Origin of the sequence: Aequorivita sp. 609, assembly GCF_014212065.1 — a bacterium.
In the GTDB taxonomy this organism is placed as follows: Bacteria; Bacteroidota; Bacteroidia; order Flavobacteriales; family Flavobacteriaceae; genus Aequorivita; species Aequorivita sinensis.
In genome coordinates, this window is the sequence record NZ_JACJVM010000003.1 from 71,686 (window position 1) to 87,096 (window position 15,411).

Below are 15,411 nucleotides of genomic sequence, written 5' to 3' on the forward strand. Positions count from 1 at the left end.
GTGTTCCTTTCTTCACCTAAAGTAATTGCTCTTTTCTAAACATCAAGGTTTTCAAATCTAAAGCTCATGAACTTGCTTTTTGCAAATATAACTCAGCTTTGTGTACACAATTAAACCTAAAATCATCCTTCAACCCCCGCATCCATCATCTACTAATTAAAACAGAATACCGTATATTTGCCGTAATAATTTTCATGATGGAAAAAAATAAGAAAGTCGCCTTCTACACCCTAGGTTGTAAATTAAATTTCAGCGAAACTTCTACTATTGCGAGAGGTTTTGAAGGGGAAGGATTTGAACGTGTAGATTTTTCAGAAAAAGCTGATATCTATGTGATTAATACTTGTAGTGTAACTGAAAATGCAGATAAGCGTTTTAAAACCATTGTAAAACAAGCGCAGAAAGTTAATCCGGATGCATTTGTTGCTGCGATAGGGTGTTACGCACAACTTAAACCACACGAATTGGCCGATGTTGATGGTGTGGATTTGGTTTTGGGGGCTACTGAAAAGTTTAAATTAACATCATATTTAAACGATCTTTTATCGCGCCCAGAGCGCAGTAGGGGTGCGGGTGAAGTGCATTCATGCGAAATTGAAGAGGCAGATTTTTATGTGGGATCTTATTCTATTGGAGATAGAACTCGTGCTTTTTTGAAAGTTCAAGATGGGTGTGATTATAAATGTACGTATTGTACAATTCCTTTAGCTAGAGGGATTTCAAGAAGTGATACTTTAGAAAACGTTTTAAAGAATGCTTTTGAAATTTCACAACAAGGAATTAAAGAAATTGTTTTAACTGGAGTAAATATTGGGGATTACGGGAAAGGTGAGTTTGGAAATAAAAAACACGAACACACATTTTTGGATCTCGTAAAGGCATTAGATGAGGTAGAAGGGATTGAAAGACTGCGAATTTCTTCTATAGAGCCGAACTTACTTAAGAATGAAACTATTGAGTTTGTTTCAAAATCGAGAACTTTTGTACCTCATTTTCATATACCGCTTCAAAGTGGAAGCAATGATATTTTAAAGCTTATGCGTCGTAGGTATATGCGTGAGTTATATACTGAAAGAGTGTCAAAGATTCGCGAAGTTATGCCAGATGCTTGTATTGGTGTTGATGTTATTGTTGGTTTCCCAGGAGAAACAGATGAGCGATTTTTAGAAACGTACCACTTCCTAAACGAATTGGATATCTCGTATTTACACGTTTTTACTTATTCTGAAAGGGATAATACTCCTGCTGCCGAAATGGAAGGTGTTGTACCTAAAAAGGTGAGAAATAAGCGCAGTAAAATGTTGCGAGGTCTTTCAGCTAAGAAGAGAAGAGCATTTTATGAAAGCCAGCTTGGGACTACGCACACCGTACTTTTTGAAGGAGAAAATAAAGAAGGCTATATTCATGGGTTTACTGAAAACTACGTAAAAGTAAAAGCACCATGGAATCCTGAATTGGTAAATACATTACAAGAAATCACACTAACACAAATTGATGAAGATGGATTAGTGAGGTTTGAGAATGTTGTACATGAAGTTGCAAATACAACACTTTAAGACATTTAAATTTCTAAATTGGAATATAATAAAAAGAGTTGCGCTAGCATTTTTAAAACGCTAGCGCAACTTTTTTTATTCGGGTTATATATTAATTCCTACAGGAAGTAATGATTTGTATTTTCTACGATTTTTACGCATAAATCCAACAATCTCAGGGCTTGTAGGCACTAAGCTTATTTCTCTGTCTTTTACTTCTTTAAAAACAGCTTCAATAAAAACTTCACGATACCCTTTTTCTTCTAACTCTTGAGGCATTTCGTATTTTGTTAGGAATATTTTTCGGTCTTGAAGTGCGTATTCAATACGCGCCATTTTGCCTTCGATTTCAAGTTCAAATTGTCTTAAAAATTCGTTGTCGGTAATTGCTACATCTTCAGTCATACAGAGTTATTTAAGTATTATATCAAGAATTATTATGTTTGTTAAATATCTTTACCACCACAAATCACAGAATAGAATGAGGTTTTAATAAAATCTTATTTAAGTTGGTTAGAGTTGTTTTCAAAGTAACCTATTGTAAGAAATATAATTAGTTTAACAGATCCTTCGCAAGAATGATAAATTGGTATGTGTAAATTTACGAAATATCTTTGGGCTTTACCATTTTCTTCTTAAAAGACTTATGAGTTATCAAAAAAATCACATTTATTTTGTTCCAGGAATGGCCGCTGGAGCCGAAATCTTCAAAAACCTTACATTTCCGGATAATTATGAAACACACGTATTGGAGTGGCTTATTCCTGAGAAAGAGGAATCGCTAGCAGATTATGCTAAGAGGATGGCTAGTCGTATTAAAGTGCCAGATGCGATTCTTATTGGTGTTTCTTTTGGAGGAGTAGTGGTGCAAGAAATGTGCAGTTTCTACACTCCTAAAATAATAATAATAATATCTAGTGTTAAAACAAGCAAAGAACTTCCGCGTAGAATGAAATTGGCTAGTCTAACAAAAGCTTATAAATTAATTCCTACAAGTTTAGTGTTAAGTGTAGATGATCTAACAAAACTCTCTGTAGGTCCAAAATCTAAAAAACGATTAACGCTTTACCAAGAATATCTTCACGTTCGAGATAAGCGATATTTAGATTGGGCATTAGAAAAAATGATTACGTGGGATAACACAGAGGCAAGAGAAGGGATTATTCATATTCACGGTGAAAAAGACCCTGTGTTTCCTATTAAATATATCAATGGCTCAATTATTATTAAGGGGGGAACTCATATTATGATATTAAATAAAGCAAGAAAAATATCAAAAATACTCTACGAACTTATTAAAGAATAATAGATTCTTATTTTCTGAAGGTTTCTTATTTCAGTATCTTTAACGAAAATTATAACATTATGAAATTGATTAGTAAAATAGGTTTAGGAGTTGTGATTTTAGCAGTAAGTGCTGTTAGTATCAATGCTGTTCAAGACGCTCAAACAGATGAAGGTTTAGAGAAAAAGATAATAAATGATTACAATGTTTATGCATTGCCAATTCCAGAAAAATTGGATTTTGCAGGAGAAGAAGTTCCTTTACACAATCCTGATATTCGAGAAAGAATAGATAGAGAATTACTTGTGAACGCATATTGGCAATCTAATGGTTTGTTGCTCTTTAAAAGAGCAAATAAGTATTTCTCGTTACTTGAACCATTATTGGAAAAGTATGGATTACCGGATGACTTTAAATATTTAGCAGTAGCTGAAAGTGCTTTGGAGTATAAGAGTTCTCCTGCTGGCGCTAGTGGTATTTGGCACTTTATGAAAGGTACGGGTTTGGAATATGGACTTGAAATTAACGATTACGTGGATGAGCGTTACAATTTAGAAAAAGCTACTATGGTTGCAGCAGAATACCTTAAAAAGTCTAAAAAACGTTTTGGGAGTTGGACTATGGCAGCTGCATCTTATAACGCAGGTGTAGGAGGAATGAATAAGCAAATTAACAGACAGAAAGAAACTAGTTACTACGACTTGCTGTTAAACGATGAAACGAGTAGATATGTGTTTAGGATAATTGCTATCAAAGAAATTATGAGTAACCCTAAGAAGTATGGATTCAATTTTAGAGAAAAGGATTTATATCAAACGATTCCCACTTACAAAGTAATGGTTGATACTCCAGTTGAAGATTGGGCTGAATGGGTTAAGCCTTATGGTATTAATTATAAAATTTTGAAAATTCACAATCCTTGGCTTAGAGATACATATTTAAAAAACGCTTCAGGAAAAGAATATTTTGTTGAAATTCCCGAAAATGGTTATTATCAATAACATCAATAAGTAGAAAACTAAAAGGAACCCGTAAAATAACTTTACGGGTTTTCTTTTACCACTAATTGTTGATTATCTTCGATATTGAAATTTTTAAGTAGGGTAATTCCGTTTAAGAATGAATTAAAATTTAGTTGATAAGAAATCTCATATTTTTCATTGTAGGGGTGGAGTGTACCTCTACGAACATCGACTATGCGTTTATTTTTGTCCATAAAAAATGAAGTAGGGAAGCCTAAACTGTGCTTCATTACTTCAATAATATGGTTGTTCGTGTTTTCTTTTTCGTCTATATATATGATGTTTATATTTTTTGAGTACGCTTTTGCAACCTTGCGGACATTTTCTTTTGAATCCCAAAACAGAATAACAAAATCAATAGTGTTTTTGTTTTCTTCAGCGATTTCATTCAATGCAGGGATTTCACCTGAACCAGGTGTACACCAAGAAGCATAAGTCATTAAAAACATTGGTTTTTCGAACTTATGAAGTTGAGTTTTCCTTCCCGATAATTTTCTAACCTTAAAGTTGTCTAAATAGCTACCGGTAACTACGTGCTTTATGAGGGAGTCAAATAAGAAGTCCGCACGTTTAAAATCCTGATCGTAATACGCTTTTTCAGAATTTTTCGTGTATTTTTTAATGTTCTTTCCAATCGCTTCAGATAAATAGGTGTGTTGCTCAACCTGTGATTGTGCGATGAAAGAAAATAAAAAGAGGAGATATAGTAGATTTCTACCCATAAGCATTTGCTTTGCTTAAAGGTAATGAAAAAATAAAGTTTTAACAATATAATTGAGTTAAGTTCATTTATATTGTTAAAACTTAAAAGTAGTTTGTTTGCTTGTGAGGGTTTAGAAGCGTCTTCCGCCTCTTCCACGACCGCCTCCAAATTGTTGTCTTGGCTGCCCCATTTTTTTCATTTGCTGTTTCATCATTTTAATCTGATCGTCTAGCATATTGTGTTTATCAAGTCTTTTTGCTTCTTCCATGAGCTTTTCAGCGTCTCTCTTGCGGTTTTTTGTCATCGCTATTCCAGCAAGATTCAACTTTGTCATTGCCATGTCTGCGTCCATATTTAGACCTAAAGTTTCAGCTCTTTTAAAGTATTTTTCAGCCTCAACCATATTGGTTTGGGAAACCATCAACCCGTTTAAGTAGTTGTAGTAGCCTTCTTGTTTAGGAACTAATGCGCTTGAAGGGTTTTTAATTTTATCTAGCCAACTTTTGGCACCCGCAAAATCTTGTTTACGCAGTCTAAGAAATGCAAGTAGGATAATTTCATTTTTAAAATATAGAAAAACGAATATTAAAGAGAGGAGAATAAGCATAATTCCATTTCCAATATTTGTTTCTGTAAATTGCCATACTGCTGCTCCTATAATTAATGCAGCTAAAACTAGTTTTATGTTTTTGTTGAACATTTTATAATGATTTGTAAGTTATCGTAGATGTTAGGGTAGTCGGTATTTTTATGTTATTCATTTCCAAAGCAATAGACACTCCTTCTAGTTGCTGAGTAACGGTCATCGTTTCAATGAATCCAGTAGCTGTGTTTGTAATAGCTTTTGTTTTTTGATTGCCAGACAATTCCATAATTACAGAATCCTCAGTGGTATTTAGTTTAATTATCGCATCAGATTCAAGGTTGATGTTTGTTTTTGAGTAATTCATCAACTTCCATGTGTTATTTGCTGTAAAGTCACCAGTGTAAGTGTTTTCCCAAGTTTCATTAGTTTTTACTGACTTTTCAGGATAAATAAATGTAAACTGTTGCATGCTTTCAACCATATCGTGGTTGTTAAACTCCTTTTCAACACTTTTTCTCATCATTGCTTTGGTGAAATCATCTATATCTTCAACATTATTTATCATACCTTCAACAAGGTTTTCAGTTCCAGTAATAGATTCTATTTCACCGGTTGGCAATAATATCATTTGAAACTTTGGTCCCACTAAGCCCTCAAAAATTTTTGCTTCAACATCGTCCTCATTTGCAGGAATACTAGTGTTAATATCCGTTAACACACCATATAGATTGGAGTCTATTTTTAATTTGAAAGTTTCAAAGTTAACATCCAACACAAATTTACTACCTAAAACATTTACAACTTCCATCTTAAAAATTCCGTATAAGGTATTGGTCATAAGGTGTTCGTTATCGTCAATATTTTGAGTTATATTTTGAATAGCGTTTTGCTCAATCATAAATACATCTCCCTTTTTAAAGTTGTATTGGATTATTTCTTGTGCAGCTACATTGTGTAAGCTTACAAAACTTAAAAAAAAGACTAAGTAGTAGATTGATTTCATTGGTTGAAATTATGAGAATTTGTAAAGGCCGACAAAGGTATGAAAAACAAATAAAAATAAATTGATATTTAGATTTGGGAAAATAAAAATTGATTGTATATTTGCACCCGCCTAAGCAGATAAAAAGCTATGGTAAACACGCCCACTTTAAGTAAAGTGGTATTTAAAAAAAAATATTACAGAAGTTAAAGCATATTAAAATGAGCAAAAGAACATTTCAGCCATCAAAGAGAAAAAGAAAGAACAAACACGGTTTTAGAGAGCGTATGGCTTCTGTAAACGGAAGAAAAGTATTAGCTGCCCGCAGAGCGAAAGGCAGAAAGAAACTTTCTGTTTCATCAGAAGGCCGTCACAAAAAATAATGTTTATAAGTTATAAATAAAAAGGTGTTGTTTATCTAAGCAACACCTTTTTTTATACCCAAGAGCGTCGTAATTTTGCGGCACTAAATAAAACCTTTTAAAAAATGCCTAAAAATCCCTCCATTAAATCCGTTTTAATTATTGGTTCTGGGCCTATCGTAATTGGACAAGCTTGTGAGTTCGATTACTCTGGTTCGCAAGCCTTACGTTCTTTGCGTGAAGATGGTATAGAAACTATTTTAATTAATAGTAACCCAGCCACAATTATGACCGACCCTTCAATGGCCGATCATATTTATTTACTACCCCTTACCACAAAATCACTTATAAAAATTCTAAAGGAGCATCCTCAAATTGATGCAGTATTGCCAACTATGGGTGGGCAAACAGCATTAAACTTGTGTATTGAAGCCGACGAAAAAGGAATTTGGAAGGATTTCAATGTAAGACTTATTGGTGTGGATATAGACGCTATAAATATTACTGAAGATAGAGAGCAGTTTAGAGAATTGATGGAGAAGATTGGTGTTGGTATGGCACCACAGGCCACTGCAACCTCTTATTTAGAAGGTAAGGAAATAGCTCAGGAATTTGGTTTTCCTTTAGTTATTAGAGCTTCATACACTCTTGGTGGGGCTGGAGCGTCTATTGTTCATAAAGAAGAAGATTTTGACGAACTATTATCGCAAGGTCTAGAAATATCTCCAATTCACGAGGTAATGATAGACAAAGCTTTAATAGGCTGGAAAGAATACGAATTAGAATTGTTACGTGATAATAACGACAACGTTGTAATTATCTGTACAATTGAAAATATGGATCCAATGGGAATCCATACGGGTGACTCTATTACAGTTGCACCTGCAATGACACTAAACGATCGCACTTTCCAAAAAATGCGTGATATGGCAATTCATATGATGCGTAGTATCGGTGATTTTGCCGGTGGTTGTAATGTGCAGTTTGCAGTTAGCCCAGATAATGATGAGGACATTATTGCAATTGAAATCAACCCTCGTGTTTCACGTTCATCTGCCTTAGCTTCTAAAGCAACAGGTTATCCTATTGCTAAAATTGCTACAAAACTTGCGATTGGTTACCACTTAGACGAATTAAACAACCAGATTACTAAATCTACTTCAGCTTTATTTGAGCCTACTTTAGATTATGTAATTGTGAAAATACCACGTTGGAATTTCGATAAATTCGAAGGTTCTGACCGTACTCTAGGGCTTCAAATGAAATCTGTTGGAGAAGTTATGGGTATTGGCCGATCTTTCCAAGAAGCACTTCATAAAGCTACCCAATCTCTTGAGATTAAACGAAACGGAATTGGAGCTGATGGAAAAGGATATACCAACTACGAGCAGATTCTAGATAAGTTGAAAAATGCTAGCTGGGATCGTGTTTTTGTGATTTATGACGCTATTCAAATTGGAATTCCATTAAGTAGAATTCACGAGATCACTAAAATTGATATGTGGTTCCTTCGTCAATATGAAGAGCTATTCTTGCTTGAAAAAGAAATTTCTAGTTACACTTTAGATACACTTCCAAGAGAACTGTTATTGGAAGCTAAGCAAAAAGGTTATGGGGATCGTCAGATTGCTCATATGTTGAAATGCTTAGAAAGCCAAATCTATACAAAACGTGAGGAGATGAATATTCAACGCGTTTATAAATTAGTAGATACTTGTGCGGCAGAATTTAAAGCTGAAACTCCTTACTATTACTCAACTTTTGAGAATGATATGCAACGTGAAGGCGAGAAGCCTTATGCTGAAAATGACAGTATAGTAACCGACAAAAAGAAAATTATTGTTCTTGGTTCAGGTCCAAATAGAATAGGGCAGGGTATTGAATTTGATTACTGCTGTGTGCATGGTGTTTTAGCTGCTGCAGAATGTGGATATGAAACAATAATGATTAACTGTAACCCAGAAACTGTATCTACAGATTTCGACGTTGCTGATAAATTGTATTTCGAACCAGTTTTCTGGGAACATATTTACGATATTATTCGTCATGAAAAACCTGAAGGAGTAATCGTTCAGTTAGGTGGGCAAACTGCACTGAAACTTGCTGAAAAACTTGACAGATATGGAATCAATATAATTGGAACAACATATCAATCACTTGATTTGGCTGAAGATCGTGGAAGTTTCTCAAAACTTTTACAAGAAAATGATATTCCTTATCCAAGGTTTGGAGTAGCTGAAACTACAGATCAAGCGCTAAAACTTGCTGATGAACTCGACTTCCCATTGTTAATTCGTCCTTCTTACGTGTTAGGAGGTCAAGGGATGAAAATTGTAATCAATAAACAAGAATTAGAAGAGCACGTTGTAGATTTACTTCGTACTATTCCAAATAATAAATTACTTCTAGATCATTATTTAGATGGTGCAATTGAAGCCGAAGCAGATGCAATCTGTGATGGTGAAAATGTATATATTATAGGGATAATGGAGCATATAGAGCCTTGTGGAGTTCACTCTGGAGATTCTAACGCAACATTGCCTCCGTTTAATATTGGAGAATTTGTGTTACAGCAAATAAAAGATCACACAATTAAAATTGCGAAATCTTTGAAGACTGTAGGACTTATAAATGTGCAGTTTGCAATAAAAGATGATGTAGTTTATATTATTGAAGCAAACCCACGTGCATCTAGAACGGTTCCATTTATTGCGAAGGCTTACGGCGAACCTTATGTAAACTATGCTACTAAGGTAATGCTAGGTCATAATAAAGTAACTGATTTTGACTTTAACCCAAAACTTGAAGGATTTGCTATTAAGCAACCTGTGTTTAGTTTTAATAAGTTTCCGAATGTAAATAAGCAACTAGGGCCTGAAATGAAAAGTACAGGAGAGAGTATCTTGTTTATTGATAGCTTAAAAGACGATGCTTTTTACGATTTATACGCAAGAAGAAAAATGTATTTAAGTAAATAGAACCTGTATTCTTCTTTAATATCTATTTTTTATGTTAATTTTTTTGATTAAATTAGATTGTTAACCCGTCAAGTCAAACTTTTATGAAGAAAATTACTTTGTTCTTATTTTTTTTAACCGTAAACATTCTCACTGCGCAGAATGTTGTGGAAATTCCATGGGGACAAGGGATTAATGAATCTGTTGCAAGTCCTACTATAGAAGTTGGTGATACAGTTTTGTGGACTTGGAAAGATAATTCTCAAAAAAGTGTTACTAGTATTTACGGAGGAAGTGAAGAATTTGATAGTGGGTTATTAACCGATTCAAAAAGCCGATTTTCATATACCTTCAATAAAACGGGTGTAACCGAATATCAAAGTCACGGTAATTCGACATTACGCGGCAAGGTAACGGTAGTAAATAAACTTTCAACTGAAGATAAGTTTATTAAAAACCTGAACTTTTATCCAAATCCAGTAAAAACAGATTTGACTATTGCTTCAATTTTTAAAGTAGATAGTTATCAAATTTACAATGTTTTAGGATCCTTAATTTCTGAAGGAAAAGGAGGGAGTAATTACGTTCAAGTGGATATGAGTAGACTAAACAGTGGGTTTTATTTTCTGAAAATAATTTCAGGAAGTATGCAAACAACTTTGAAGATTGCTAAAAAATAGACAACTAAAGATTAAATAATTAAAATTCGCCTCAGTTTAATTTCGGTTAAAATGGGGCGAATTTTCTTTTTCTACTTTCGTAATGAAATATTTTGTGTCTCCCCAAATAGCAAACGAAGCATAGCGTTCGATATAGGTTACCTTAACGTAGCTGCCCTGATATTCTTTTAGCTTTTCAATAACTTCTTTGTCTTTATCTAAAACAGAAAATGAAAATATCTGAGCGCCGCTTATACCTTGGCTAATCTCACCTTCCCAGGTTTTTATTGCCACACCACGATTGCTAAATTTTATTAACTCTCCGGCACGAGTTCCTTCACTATACGGTACATAGTACAAAAATGCAAAGTATAGTAAAAACAATGCCGTTAGACTTCCTAGAATTATGAATAGAATTTTTTTCATTCAATAAATGTACATAAATTTTGTGTGGACTAAAAGAGGATATTTGTCAAAAAAATATAGTGTTATTTAACATTACCGCCTTATTTATTCCTCAGAGTTTTTCAATAATTTTTGATCAATATTTTTACTTGTAATCGCGCCAAGCTTTTTTAGCTTTTCAACTCTTCTCACTAAATTTCCTTTCCCCTCAAGTTTTACCAATGCATTGTCAAAAGAGCCTTGAACGGTGCCTAATTGCCGTTTTATCTTGTTTAGCTCTTCTAACAGACTAACAAACGAATCATAAAGTCTACCGGCTTCTGTTGCTATCTCAAGAGTATTTTTCTTTTGGTTGTCGTTCTCCCATAAGTTTTCTACTAATCGCAAAGCGGCTAATAGAGTAGAAGGGGTAACAATCATAACTTTTCGTTTAAAAGCTTCTTGGTACAAATTTTTTTGATTGGCAACTGCAATTGCAAATGCTGGTTCAATAGGAACAAACATAAATATAGTGTCTGGGCTATCATTAATAGCGTGATAATATTTTTTCTCGCTTAGGGTAATGATGTGTTTTTTTATGGACTCAATGTGTTTTTTAAGGTAAACAGGTTTCATTTTTTCATCTTCTTCTGAAACATATCTTTCAAAATCGGTAAGTGAAACTTTACTGTCGATTATCATTTTCTTACCATCGGGAAGATGAATGATAACATCGGTTTGCAATCTGCCACCCTCTGGATTATCGTGGCTATCTTGAATTGTGTATTCGCGACCTTTCTCTAAACCAGACTCTTCTAAAACCCTAGATAAAATCATTTCACCCCAATTCCCCTGAATTTTCGAATCGCCTTTTAATGCTTTAGTAAGGTTATCGGCTTCTTGACTTATTTTTATATTTTGTTCATTAAGTATTTGAAGTTGTTTCCCTAATTCTGCATGTGTTTTTACAAAATCAATATTGTTTTTCCCAACTTTCTCTTCAAATTCCTTAATTTTTTGATTCAATGGTTTTAGTATTCCTTCAATATTTTCTTTGTTGGCTTCAGTGAATTTTTCGGTTTTATCAATCAAAATTTTATCGGCTAACACTGAAAATTTAGCTTCAAAATCCTTCTCGAAGTTTTTGAAACGTTCCTTTTCCTTATTCAATTCGGCATAAAGTGCATCGTACTCTGCACTTTGACGAGATAGCTGAATGTTCAGCTGTTCTTTTTCTTTTTGTAGATTTTCTTTCTCAGAAGTAAGGGTATTTAACCTCTCGTTTAACTGATCTTCTAGCTTCTCAGCATTTTGAAGTCTTTCTTCAATTTTACTAGTTTCAACTTTGTTTTTTAAACGAGCAAAATAGCCACCAATTAGTGCTCCAATAAATAGACAGGCTACTGCAATAAATAAGAATACAAGGGTTTCGTTCAATTTTGTAGAATTAAGTTATTATGAAAACGATGTTTCAGTTTTTTTTTGATTTTGAATAAAGATAAGAAGTTAAAAGCTAATCGGAAATATTAAAAATCATTAACTTTTAATAATAAAACGCCCTGTTTCTCTATCAAAATCAATGGTTTCTTTTGGAAATAATGCATCGAATTTCCCCGATTCAATTAGTTTACACGGACTTTCAAAATGGTTTTCATCTTTTGTCATTACCACCATTTTATCTGTCAGCTGAATTGCCAAATCTATTTCGTGGGTAGAAAAGAATATCGTTTTTAGGGTTTCTGAAGCTAGTTTCTTTAATAATTTAAGAACATAAGCGCGATGATAGATGTCGAGGTGTGTGGTTGGTTCGTCTAGAATTATTATAGGTGTATCCTGCGCTATAGCTCGAGCTATTGCCACTCGTTGCATCTGTCCATCACTTAGTTCAAAACATTTTCGATGGGCTAGAGTTGTGGTTTCAGTTGCTTCTAAAGCAAAATTTATGGCATTTTTATCTTCTCCTGTTAGGGTGCCAATCCAATTGGTATAAGGTTGCCTACCTAGGGAAATCATTTCTAAAACTGATAAATTTTTAGAGGCTGGAGCTTCAGTTAACACAACACTTAATTCAGTTGCAAGCTCAAAAGAAGTATAGCTATTAATGTGTTTTTCATTCAGAAATACATCGCCTTTTAAAGGGTTTTGCATTCCAGTTAATGTACGTAAAAGTGTAGATTTTCCAATGCCATTTGCGCCTACAAGTCCGACTAATTCACCTTTTTTAATTGAAAAGTTAATCTCTTTAGCAATAACAGAATCGCTCTTTTTGTTGGAGTATCCAACAGCAAGATTTTTAGCTTCTAAAATGATATTTTTTTCTACTGAAGCCATTAAAAAAATAATTTTCGTTTACGAACTAATAGCCAAATCACCACCGGAGCGCCTATTAATGAGGTTATTGCATTAATTGGTAAAGTGAACTCGCTAAAGGGTAATTGAGCAATAGTGTCGCAGATTAACATTAACAAACTCCCACAAAGTAAAACAGCCGGAAGTAAAATTAGGTGATTTGAAGTTTTATAAAACTGTCGCACCAAATGTGGTACTGCTAAACCTACAAAGGCAATCGGACCAACAAAAGCCGTTATTCCACCTGCCAAAATACTTGTTGCTAATATGATTATAAAGGTTGTTTTTTTAATGTGAATTCCCATACTTTTCGCATAGTTTTCACCTAATAATAGTGTGTTTAAAGACTTACTACTTATGATGCTTAAGATTAGCCCAGCTAAAAAACAAATGCTTAATATAGTTACACCTTGCCAAGATTGATTTCCTAAGCTGCCAAACGACCAAAATATATACTGCTGTAATTGCTCTGCATTACTAAAGTATGATAATACCGAAACTACTGCAGTAGTTACACTCCCAAACATAAGACCGATAATTAAAATAGCCATAGTATCCTTTATTCTAAATGTTACAGCTAGCACAGCCAACAACACTAAAAAGCTACCTAAAGCAGAAGCGATAACTAAGCTCCACTGACTTAGTAACATTGTTCCAAAAAAGCCTCCAAATGCACTTGCGCCTAAAATTAAAATAGCAACTCCTAAGCTTGCTCCACTGCTTAAACCTAAAACAAATGGACCTGCTAGAGGATTTCTAAACAAGGTTTGCATCAACAATCCTGAAATTGCTAATCCGCCTCCTGCTAGCATTGCGGTAAATGCTTTTGGGAGTCGATAATCAATTAGTATATATTCCCAAGTAGCTTTTGTTGCGCCATTTCCAACGAATACCGAAATGATTTCTGTAAGTGGAATTGAAACAGAACCCATACTCAAATTCACCAAAAATGCAGCGAGCAGTATTAGTAGAACTACCAAAAAATGAATTCGATATGATGGCGAAGTCTGCATTAATTTAGTTTATCGAAAAAATGAAATTTATGATTTGGCAACATTTCAGGGTGTAGAATTTTAATCAAATCCTTTAATACTAAATCTGGTCTATTTGGAGCTAATTCGTAATAAATTACACCTCCCTTTTCACCTTTTTTCATACTATAGGAATATACTTCCCCAGTTCTATAGGCTTTGAATTGGGTATAAGCTTTACTGCCTTCTTTTAATTCTTCTAGAGAATTAAATTGCGCTGGACCAATCCAAACATCTGCTTCAATACCTTTGTCTAATACCGATTCTAAACTTAAAGAAAGGCTTCCAGTTCCCTCAGAATCTATCCAGAGGTAATCTCCGTAAGCATCTCTTATAAACTGTGCTCCCCAACTATTTCCCTGTGGCATATACCAAACATCCTTGTACATAGCACCACTAATTACGGTAGGCTTATTTTTAGCTTCAGAAGCTAAACTTTTAGCTGAAATATATTCCGATTCAATTTTACTGAAAATGCTGTCGGCTTCTTTTTCTTTGTTGTAAAGTGCACCAAAAAACTTTATCCATTCAGCTTTTCCTAAAGGAGAAACCTCTGTCCAGTCTGAATTATAAAGAACAGGAATTCTTGCATTTTGTATTGTTGAAAACGCAGAGTTATTACCATCAACAGCAAAACCAATAACAGCATCGGGAGAAAGATCGATAAGGATTTCAGTGTTTATGTCTTCGTTTTTACCCAACTCCTTAATTTCATTGTTTGCAATTCGGTTTCTAGTCTTTTCCGAAGAGATATAGTTTAAATTAGGAAAACCAATCAAAGAATTTATTTCTCCTAACATTTCTAAGGAGGGAATGTGAGTAGTAGAAGTTACAACTATTTGCTTAATAGGAATTTCAACCACTGCATCATAGCTTTCTGGATTTGGAAGGGAGGCATTTCTCTCAACTAAAGCATAGGTGAAAGTTTTATCTGTTCCTGGCCAAGGATTTTTTAAAGTAATTGTCTTATAACCTTCAAATGCTTCAATTTCAAAGCCCTTAGCGTATTTTACTTCCAGTTTTTTGCCTTCAATTGAGACACTTTCTATAGTTTCTTTAGTTTCGTTTTTACAGGAGATAAATACTAAAGTGAAAAAGAATAAAACAATATGATTTTTAAAACTTGGCATTATTGGCTGTTTAATGGTTTTGAGATGCGCAAAGGTATCACAAAGTTGTAGAAAGAATCAATAGCTCACTTTTTAAAATATTATTCAGAAATGCCAATCCTTAATCTTTACAGTAATTTCTTTTCAACGCTGAAATTAACGACTATCTTTGCATCGAATTTTGGTGAGCATATTTAAAAGTGCTCTTAAAAGGGAAATAGGTAAACGATTTTAATGCTTTTTATTCGAATGTTTAATTCGGCATTATAAAATAATCAATAATCCTATGCTGTTCCCGCAACTGTGAGTCGGCCTTGATACAATTTGAGGCGTGCATACTTCAAAACCACTGTCTTGATAATTTTTAGGATGGGAAGGTAGCACAAAAGACAAGCCAGGAGACCTGCCAGATTCATAACATAAAATCATCAAACTTTCGGGATAAAG

15 protein-coding genes and 1 riboswitch are annotated in these 15,411 nt (G+C 33.9%); of the genes, 6 read left to right on the forward strand and 9 right to left on the reverse strand.

Annotated features, from left to right (window positions below):
* Positions 1-197: 197 nt before the first annotated feature.
* Positions 198-1,556 (forward strand): tRNA (N(6)-L-threonylcarbamoyladenosine(37)-C(2))-methylthiotransferase MtaB, encoded by a 1,359-nt coding sequence (mtaB, locus tag H4O20_RS01395; RefSeq protein ID WP_185098138.1) that lies wholly within the window; start codon positions 198-200, stop codon positions 1,554-1,556.
* A gap of 84 nt (positions 1,557-1,640) precedes the next feature.
* Here the strand turns inward: mtaB and H4O20_RS01400 are convergent, their stop codons facing one another.
* The gene (locus H4O20_RS01400; protein WP_139856447.1) at positions 1,641-1,940 is read right to left on the reverse strand and encodes an N-acetyltransferase; all 300 of its coding nucleotides are present in this window, start codon (positions 1,938-1,940) and stop codon (positions 1,641-1,643) included.
* Between the two features lie 241 nt (positions 1,941-2,181).
* Between H4O20_RS01400 and H4O20_RS01405 the strand changes: the two genes are divergently transcribed.
* Both H4O20_RS01405 and H4O20_RS01410 read left to right on the forward strand, forming a co-directional pair.
* Positions 2,182-2,841 carry an alpha/beta hydrolase gene (locus H4O20_RS01405; protein WP_185098046.1) on the forward strand — a complete coding sequence of 220 codons (660 nt, stop codon included), beginning with the start codon at positions 2,182-2,184 and terminating at the stop codon, positions 2,839-2,841.
* A 59-nt stretch (positions 2,842-2,900) separates the two neighbouring features.
* Entirely contained in the window at positions 2,901-3,821 is a 921-nt protein-coding gene (locus tag H4O20_RS01410) for a lytic transglycosylase domain-containing protein (RefSeq protein WP_185098047.1), read from the forward strand.
* Positions 3,822-3,862: 41 nt separating this feature from the next.
* On the opposite strand, the gene H4O20_RS01415 is transcribed toward H4O20_RS01410, so the two are convergent.
* From H4O20_RS01415 to H4O20_RS01425, 3 genes are all read right to left on the reverse strand, one after another.
* Entirely contained in the window at positions 3,863-4,564 is a 702-nt protein-coding gene (locus H4O20_RS01415) for a redoxin domain-containing protein (RefSeq protein ID WP_185098048.1), read from the reverse strand.
* Between the two features lie 111 nt (positions 4,565-4,675).
* Positions 4,676-5,245, reverse strand: coding sequence for a DUF2892 domain-containing protein (locus H4O20_RS01420; RefSeq protein ID WP_139856451.1), 570 nt, complete (start codon positions 5,243-5,245; stop codon positions 4,676-4,678).
* A gap of 1 nt (position 5,246) precedes the next feature.
* The gene (locus H4O20_RS01425; RefSeq protein WP_185098049.1) at positions 5,247-6,134 is read right to left on the reverse strand and encodes a DUF6263 family protein; all 888 of its coding nucleotides are present in this window, start codon (positions 6,132-6,134) and stop codon (positions 5,247-5,249) included.
* A 200-nt stretch (positions 6,135-6,334) separates the two neighbouring features.
* On the opposite strand from H4O20_RS01425, the gene rpmH reads away from it, so the two are divergent.
* The 3 genes from rpmH to H4O20_RS01440 all read left to right on the forward strand — a co-directional run bounded on the left by rpmH (position 6,335) and on the right by H4O20_RS01440 (position 10,112).
* On the forward strand, positions 6,335-6,496 hold the full coding sequence (gene rpmH, locus H4O20_RS01430; protein WP_139856453.1) for a 50S ribosomal protein L34: 162 nt from the start codon (positions 6,335-6,337) through the stop codon (positions 6,494-6,496).
* Between the two features lie 104 nt (positions 6,497-6,600).
* Entirely contained in the window at positions 6,601-9,453 is a 2,853-nt protein-coding gene (gene carB, locus H4O20_RS01435) for a carbamoyl-phosphate synthase large subunit (protein ID WP_185098050.1), read from the forward strand.
* An 83-nt stretch (positions 9,454-9,536) separates the two neighbouring features.
* A complete protein-coding gene (locus tag H4O20_RS01440; RefSeq protein ID WP_185098051.1) occupies positions 9,537-10,112 on the forward strand; it encodes a T9SS type A sorting domain-containing protein in 576 nt (191 codons plus the stop codon).
* A gap of 36 nt (positions 10,113-10,148) precedes the next feature.
* Here H4O20_RS01440 and H4O20_RS01445 read toward each other — a convergent pair whose 3' ends face one another.
* From H4O20_RS01445 to H4O20_RS01465, 5 genes are all read right to left on the reverse strand, one after another.
* Positions 10,149-10,517 carry a 6-phosphogluconate dehydrogenase gene (locus H4O20_RS01445; protein ID WP_139856456.1) on the reverse strand — a complete coding sequence of 123 codons (369 nt, stop codon included), beginning with the start codon at positions 10,515-10,517 and terminating at the stop codon, positions 10,149-10,151.
* An 84-nt stretch (positions 10,518-10,601) separates the two neighbouring features.
* Positions 10,602-11,912, reverse strand: coding sequence for a DNA recombination protein RmuC (gene rmuC, locus H4O20_RS01450; protein ID WP_185098052.1), 1,311 nt, complete (start codon positions 11,910-11,912; stop codon positions 10,602-10,604).
* Between the two features lie 99 nt (positions 11,913-12,011).
* The gene (locus H4O20_RS01455; RefSeq protein ID WP_185098053.1) at positions 12,012-12,806 is read right to left on the reverse strand and encodes an ABC transporter ATP-binding protein; all 795 of its coding nucleotides are present in this window, start codon (positions 12,804-12,806) and stop codon (positions 12,012-12,014) included.
* On the reverse strand, positions 12,806-13,837 hold the full coding sequence (locus H4O20_RS01460) for an iron ABC transporter permease (RefSeq protein WP_185098054.1): 1,032 nt from the start codon (positions 13,835-13,837) through the stop codon (positions 12,806-12,808). The genes H4O20_RS01455 and H4O20_RS01460 overlap by 1 nt, the downstream gene beginning before the upstream one ends.
* Positions 13,837-14,985 carry an ABC transporter substrate-binding protein gene (locus tag H4O20_RS01465; RefSeq protein WP_185098055.1) on the reverse strand — a complete coding sequence of 383 codons (1,149 nt, stop codon included), beginning with the start codon at positions 14,983-14,985 and terminating at the stop codon, positions 13,837-13,839. The genes H4O20_RS01460 and H4O20_RS01465 overlap by 1 nt, the downstream gene beginning before the upstream one ends.
* Positions 14,986-15,129: 144 nt before the next feature.
* Positions 15,130-15,390: riboswitch (cobalamin riboswitch) on the forward strand.
* The last annotated feature ends 21 nt before the right edge of the window (positions 15,391-15,411 follow it).

Coding starts and splice junctions, on each gene's coding strand:
- mtaB (WP_185098138.1), top strand. CDS start 198: ATGGAAAAAAATAAGAAAGTCGCCTTCTACACCCTAGGTTGTAAATTA.
- H4O20_RS01400 (WP_139856447.1), bottom strand. CDS start 1,940: ATGACTGAAGATGTAGCAATTACCGACAACGAATTTTTAAGACAATTT.
- H4O20_RS01405 (WP_185098046.1), top strand. CDS start 2,182: ATGAGTTATCAAAAAAATCACATTTATTTTGTTCCAGGAATGGCCGCT.
- H4O20_RS01410 (WP_185098047.1), top strand. CDS start 2,901: ATGAAATTGATTAGTAAAATAGGTTTAGGAGTTGTGATTTTAGCAGTA.
- H4O20_RS01415 (WP_185098048.1), bottom strand. CDS start 4,564: ATGGGTAGAAATCTACTATATCTCCTCTTTTTATTTTCTTTCATCGCA.
- H4O20_RS01420 (WP_139856451.1), bottom strand. CDS start 5,245: ATGTTCAACAAAAACATAAAACTAGTTTTAGCTGCATTAATTATAGGA.
- H4O20_RS01425 (WP_185098049.1), bottom strand. CDS start 6,134: ATGAAATCAATCTACTACTTAGTCTTTTTTTTAAGTTTTGTAAGCTTA.
- rpmH (WP_139856453.1), top strand. CDS start 6,335: ATGAGCAAAAGAACATTTCAGCCATCAAAGAGAAAAAGAAAGAACAAA.
- carB (WP_185098050.1), top strand. CDS start 6,601: ATGCCTAAAAATCCCTCCATTAAATCCGTTTTAATTATTGGTTCTGGG.
- H4O20_RS01440 (WP_185098051.1), top strand. CDS start 9,537: ATGAAGAAAATTACTTTGTTCTTATTTTTTTTAACCGTAAACATTCTC.
- H4O20_RS01445 (WP_139856456.1), bottom strand. CDS start 10,517: ATGAAAAAAATTCTATTCATAATTCTAGGAAGTCTAACGGCATTGTTT.
- H4O20_RS01455 (WP_185098053.1), bottom strand. CDS start 12,806: ATGGCTTCAGTAGAAAAAAATATCATTTTAGAAGCTAAAAATCTTGCT.
- H4O20_RS01460 (WP_185098054.1), bottom strand. CDS start 13,837: ATGCAGACTTCGCCATCATATCGAATTCATTTTTTGGTAGTTCTACTA.
- H4O20_RS01465 (WP_185098055.1), bottom strand. CDS start 14,985: ATGCCAAGTTTTAAAAATCATATTGTTTTATTCTTTTTCACTTTAGTA.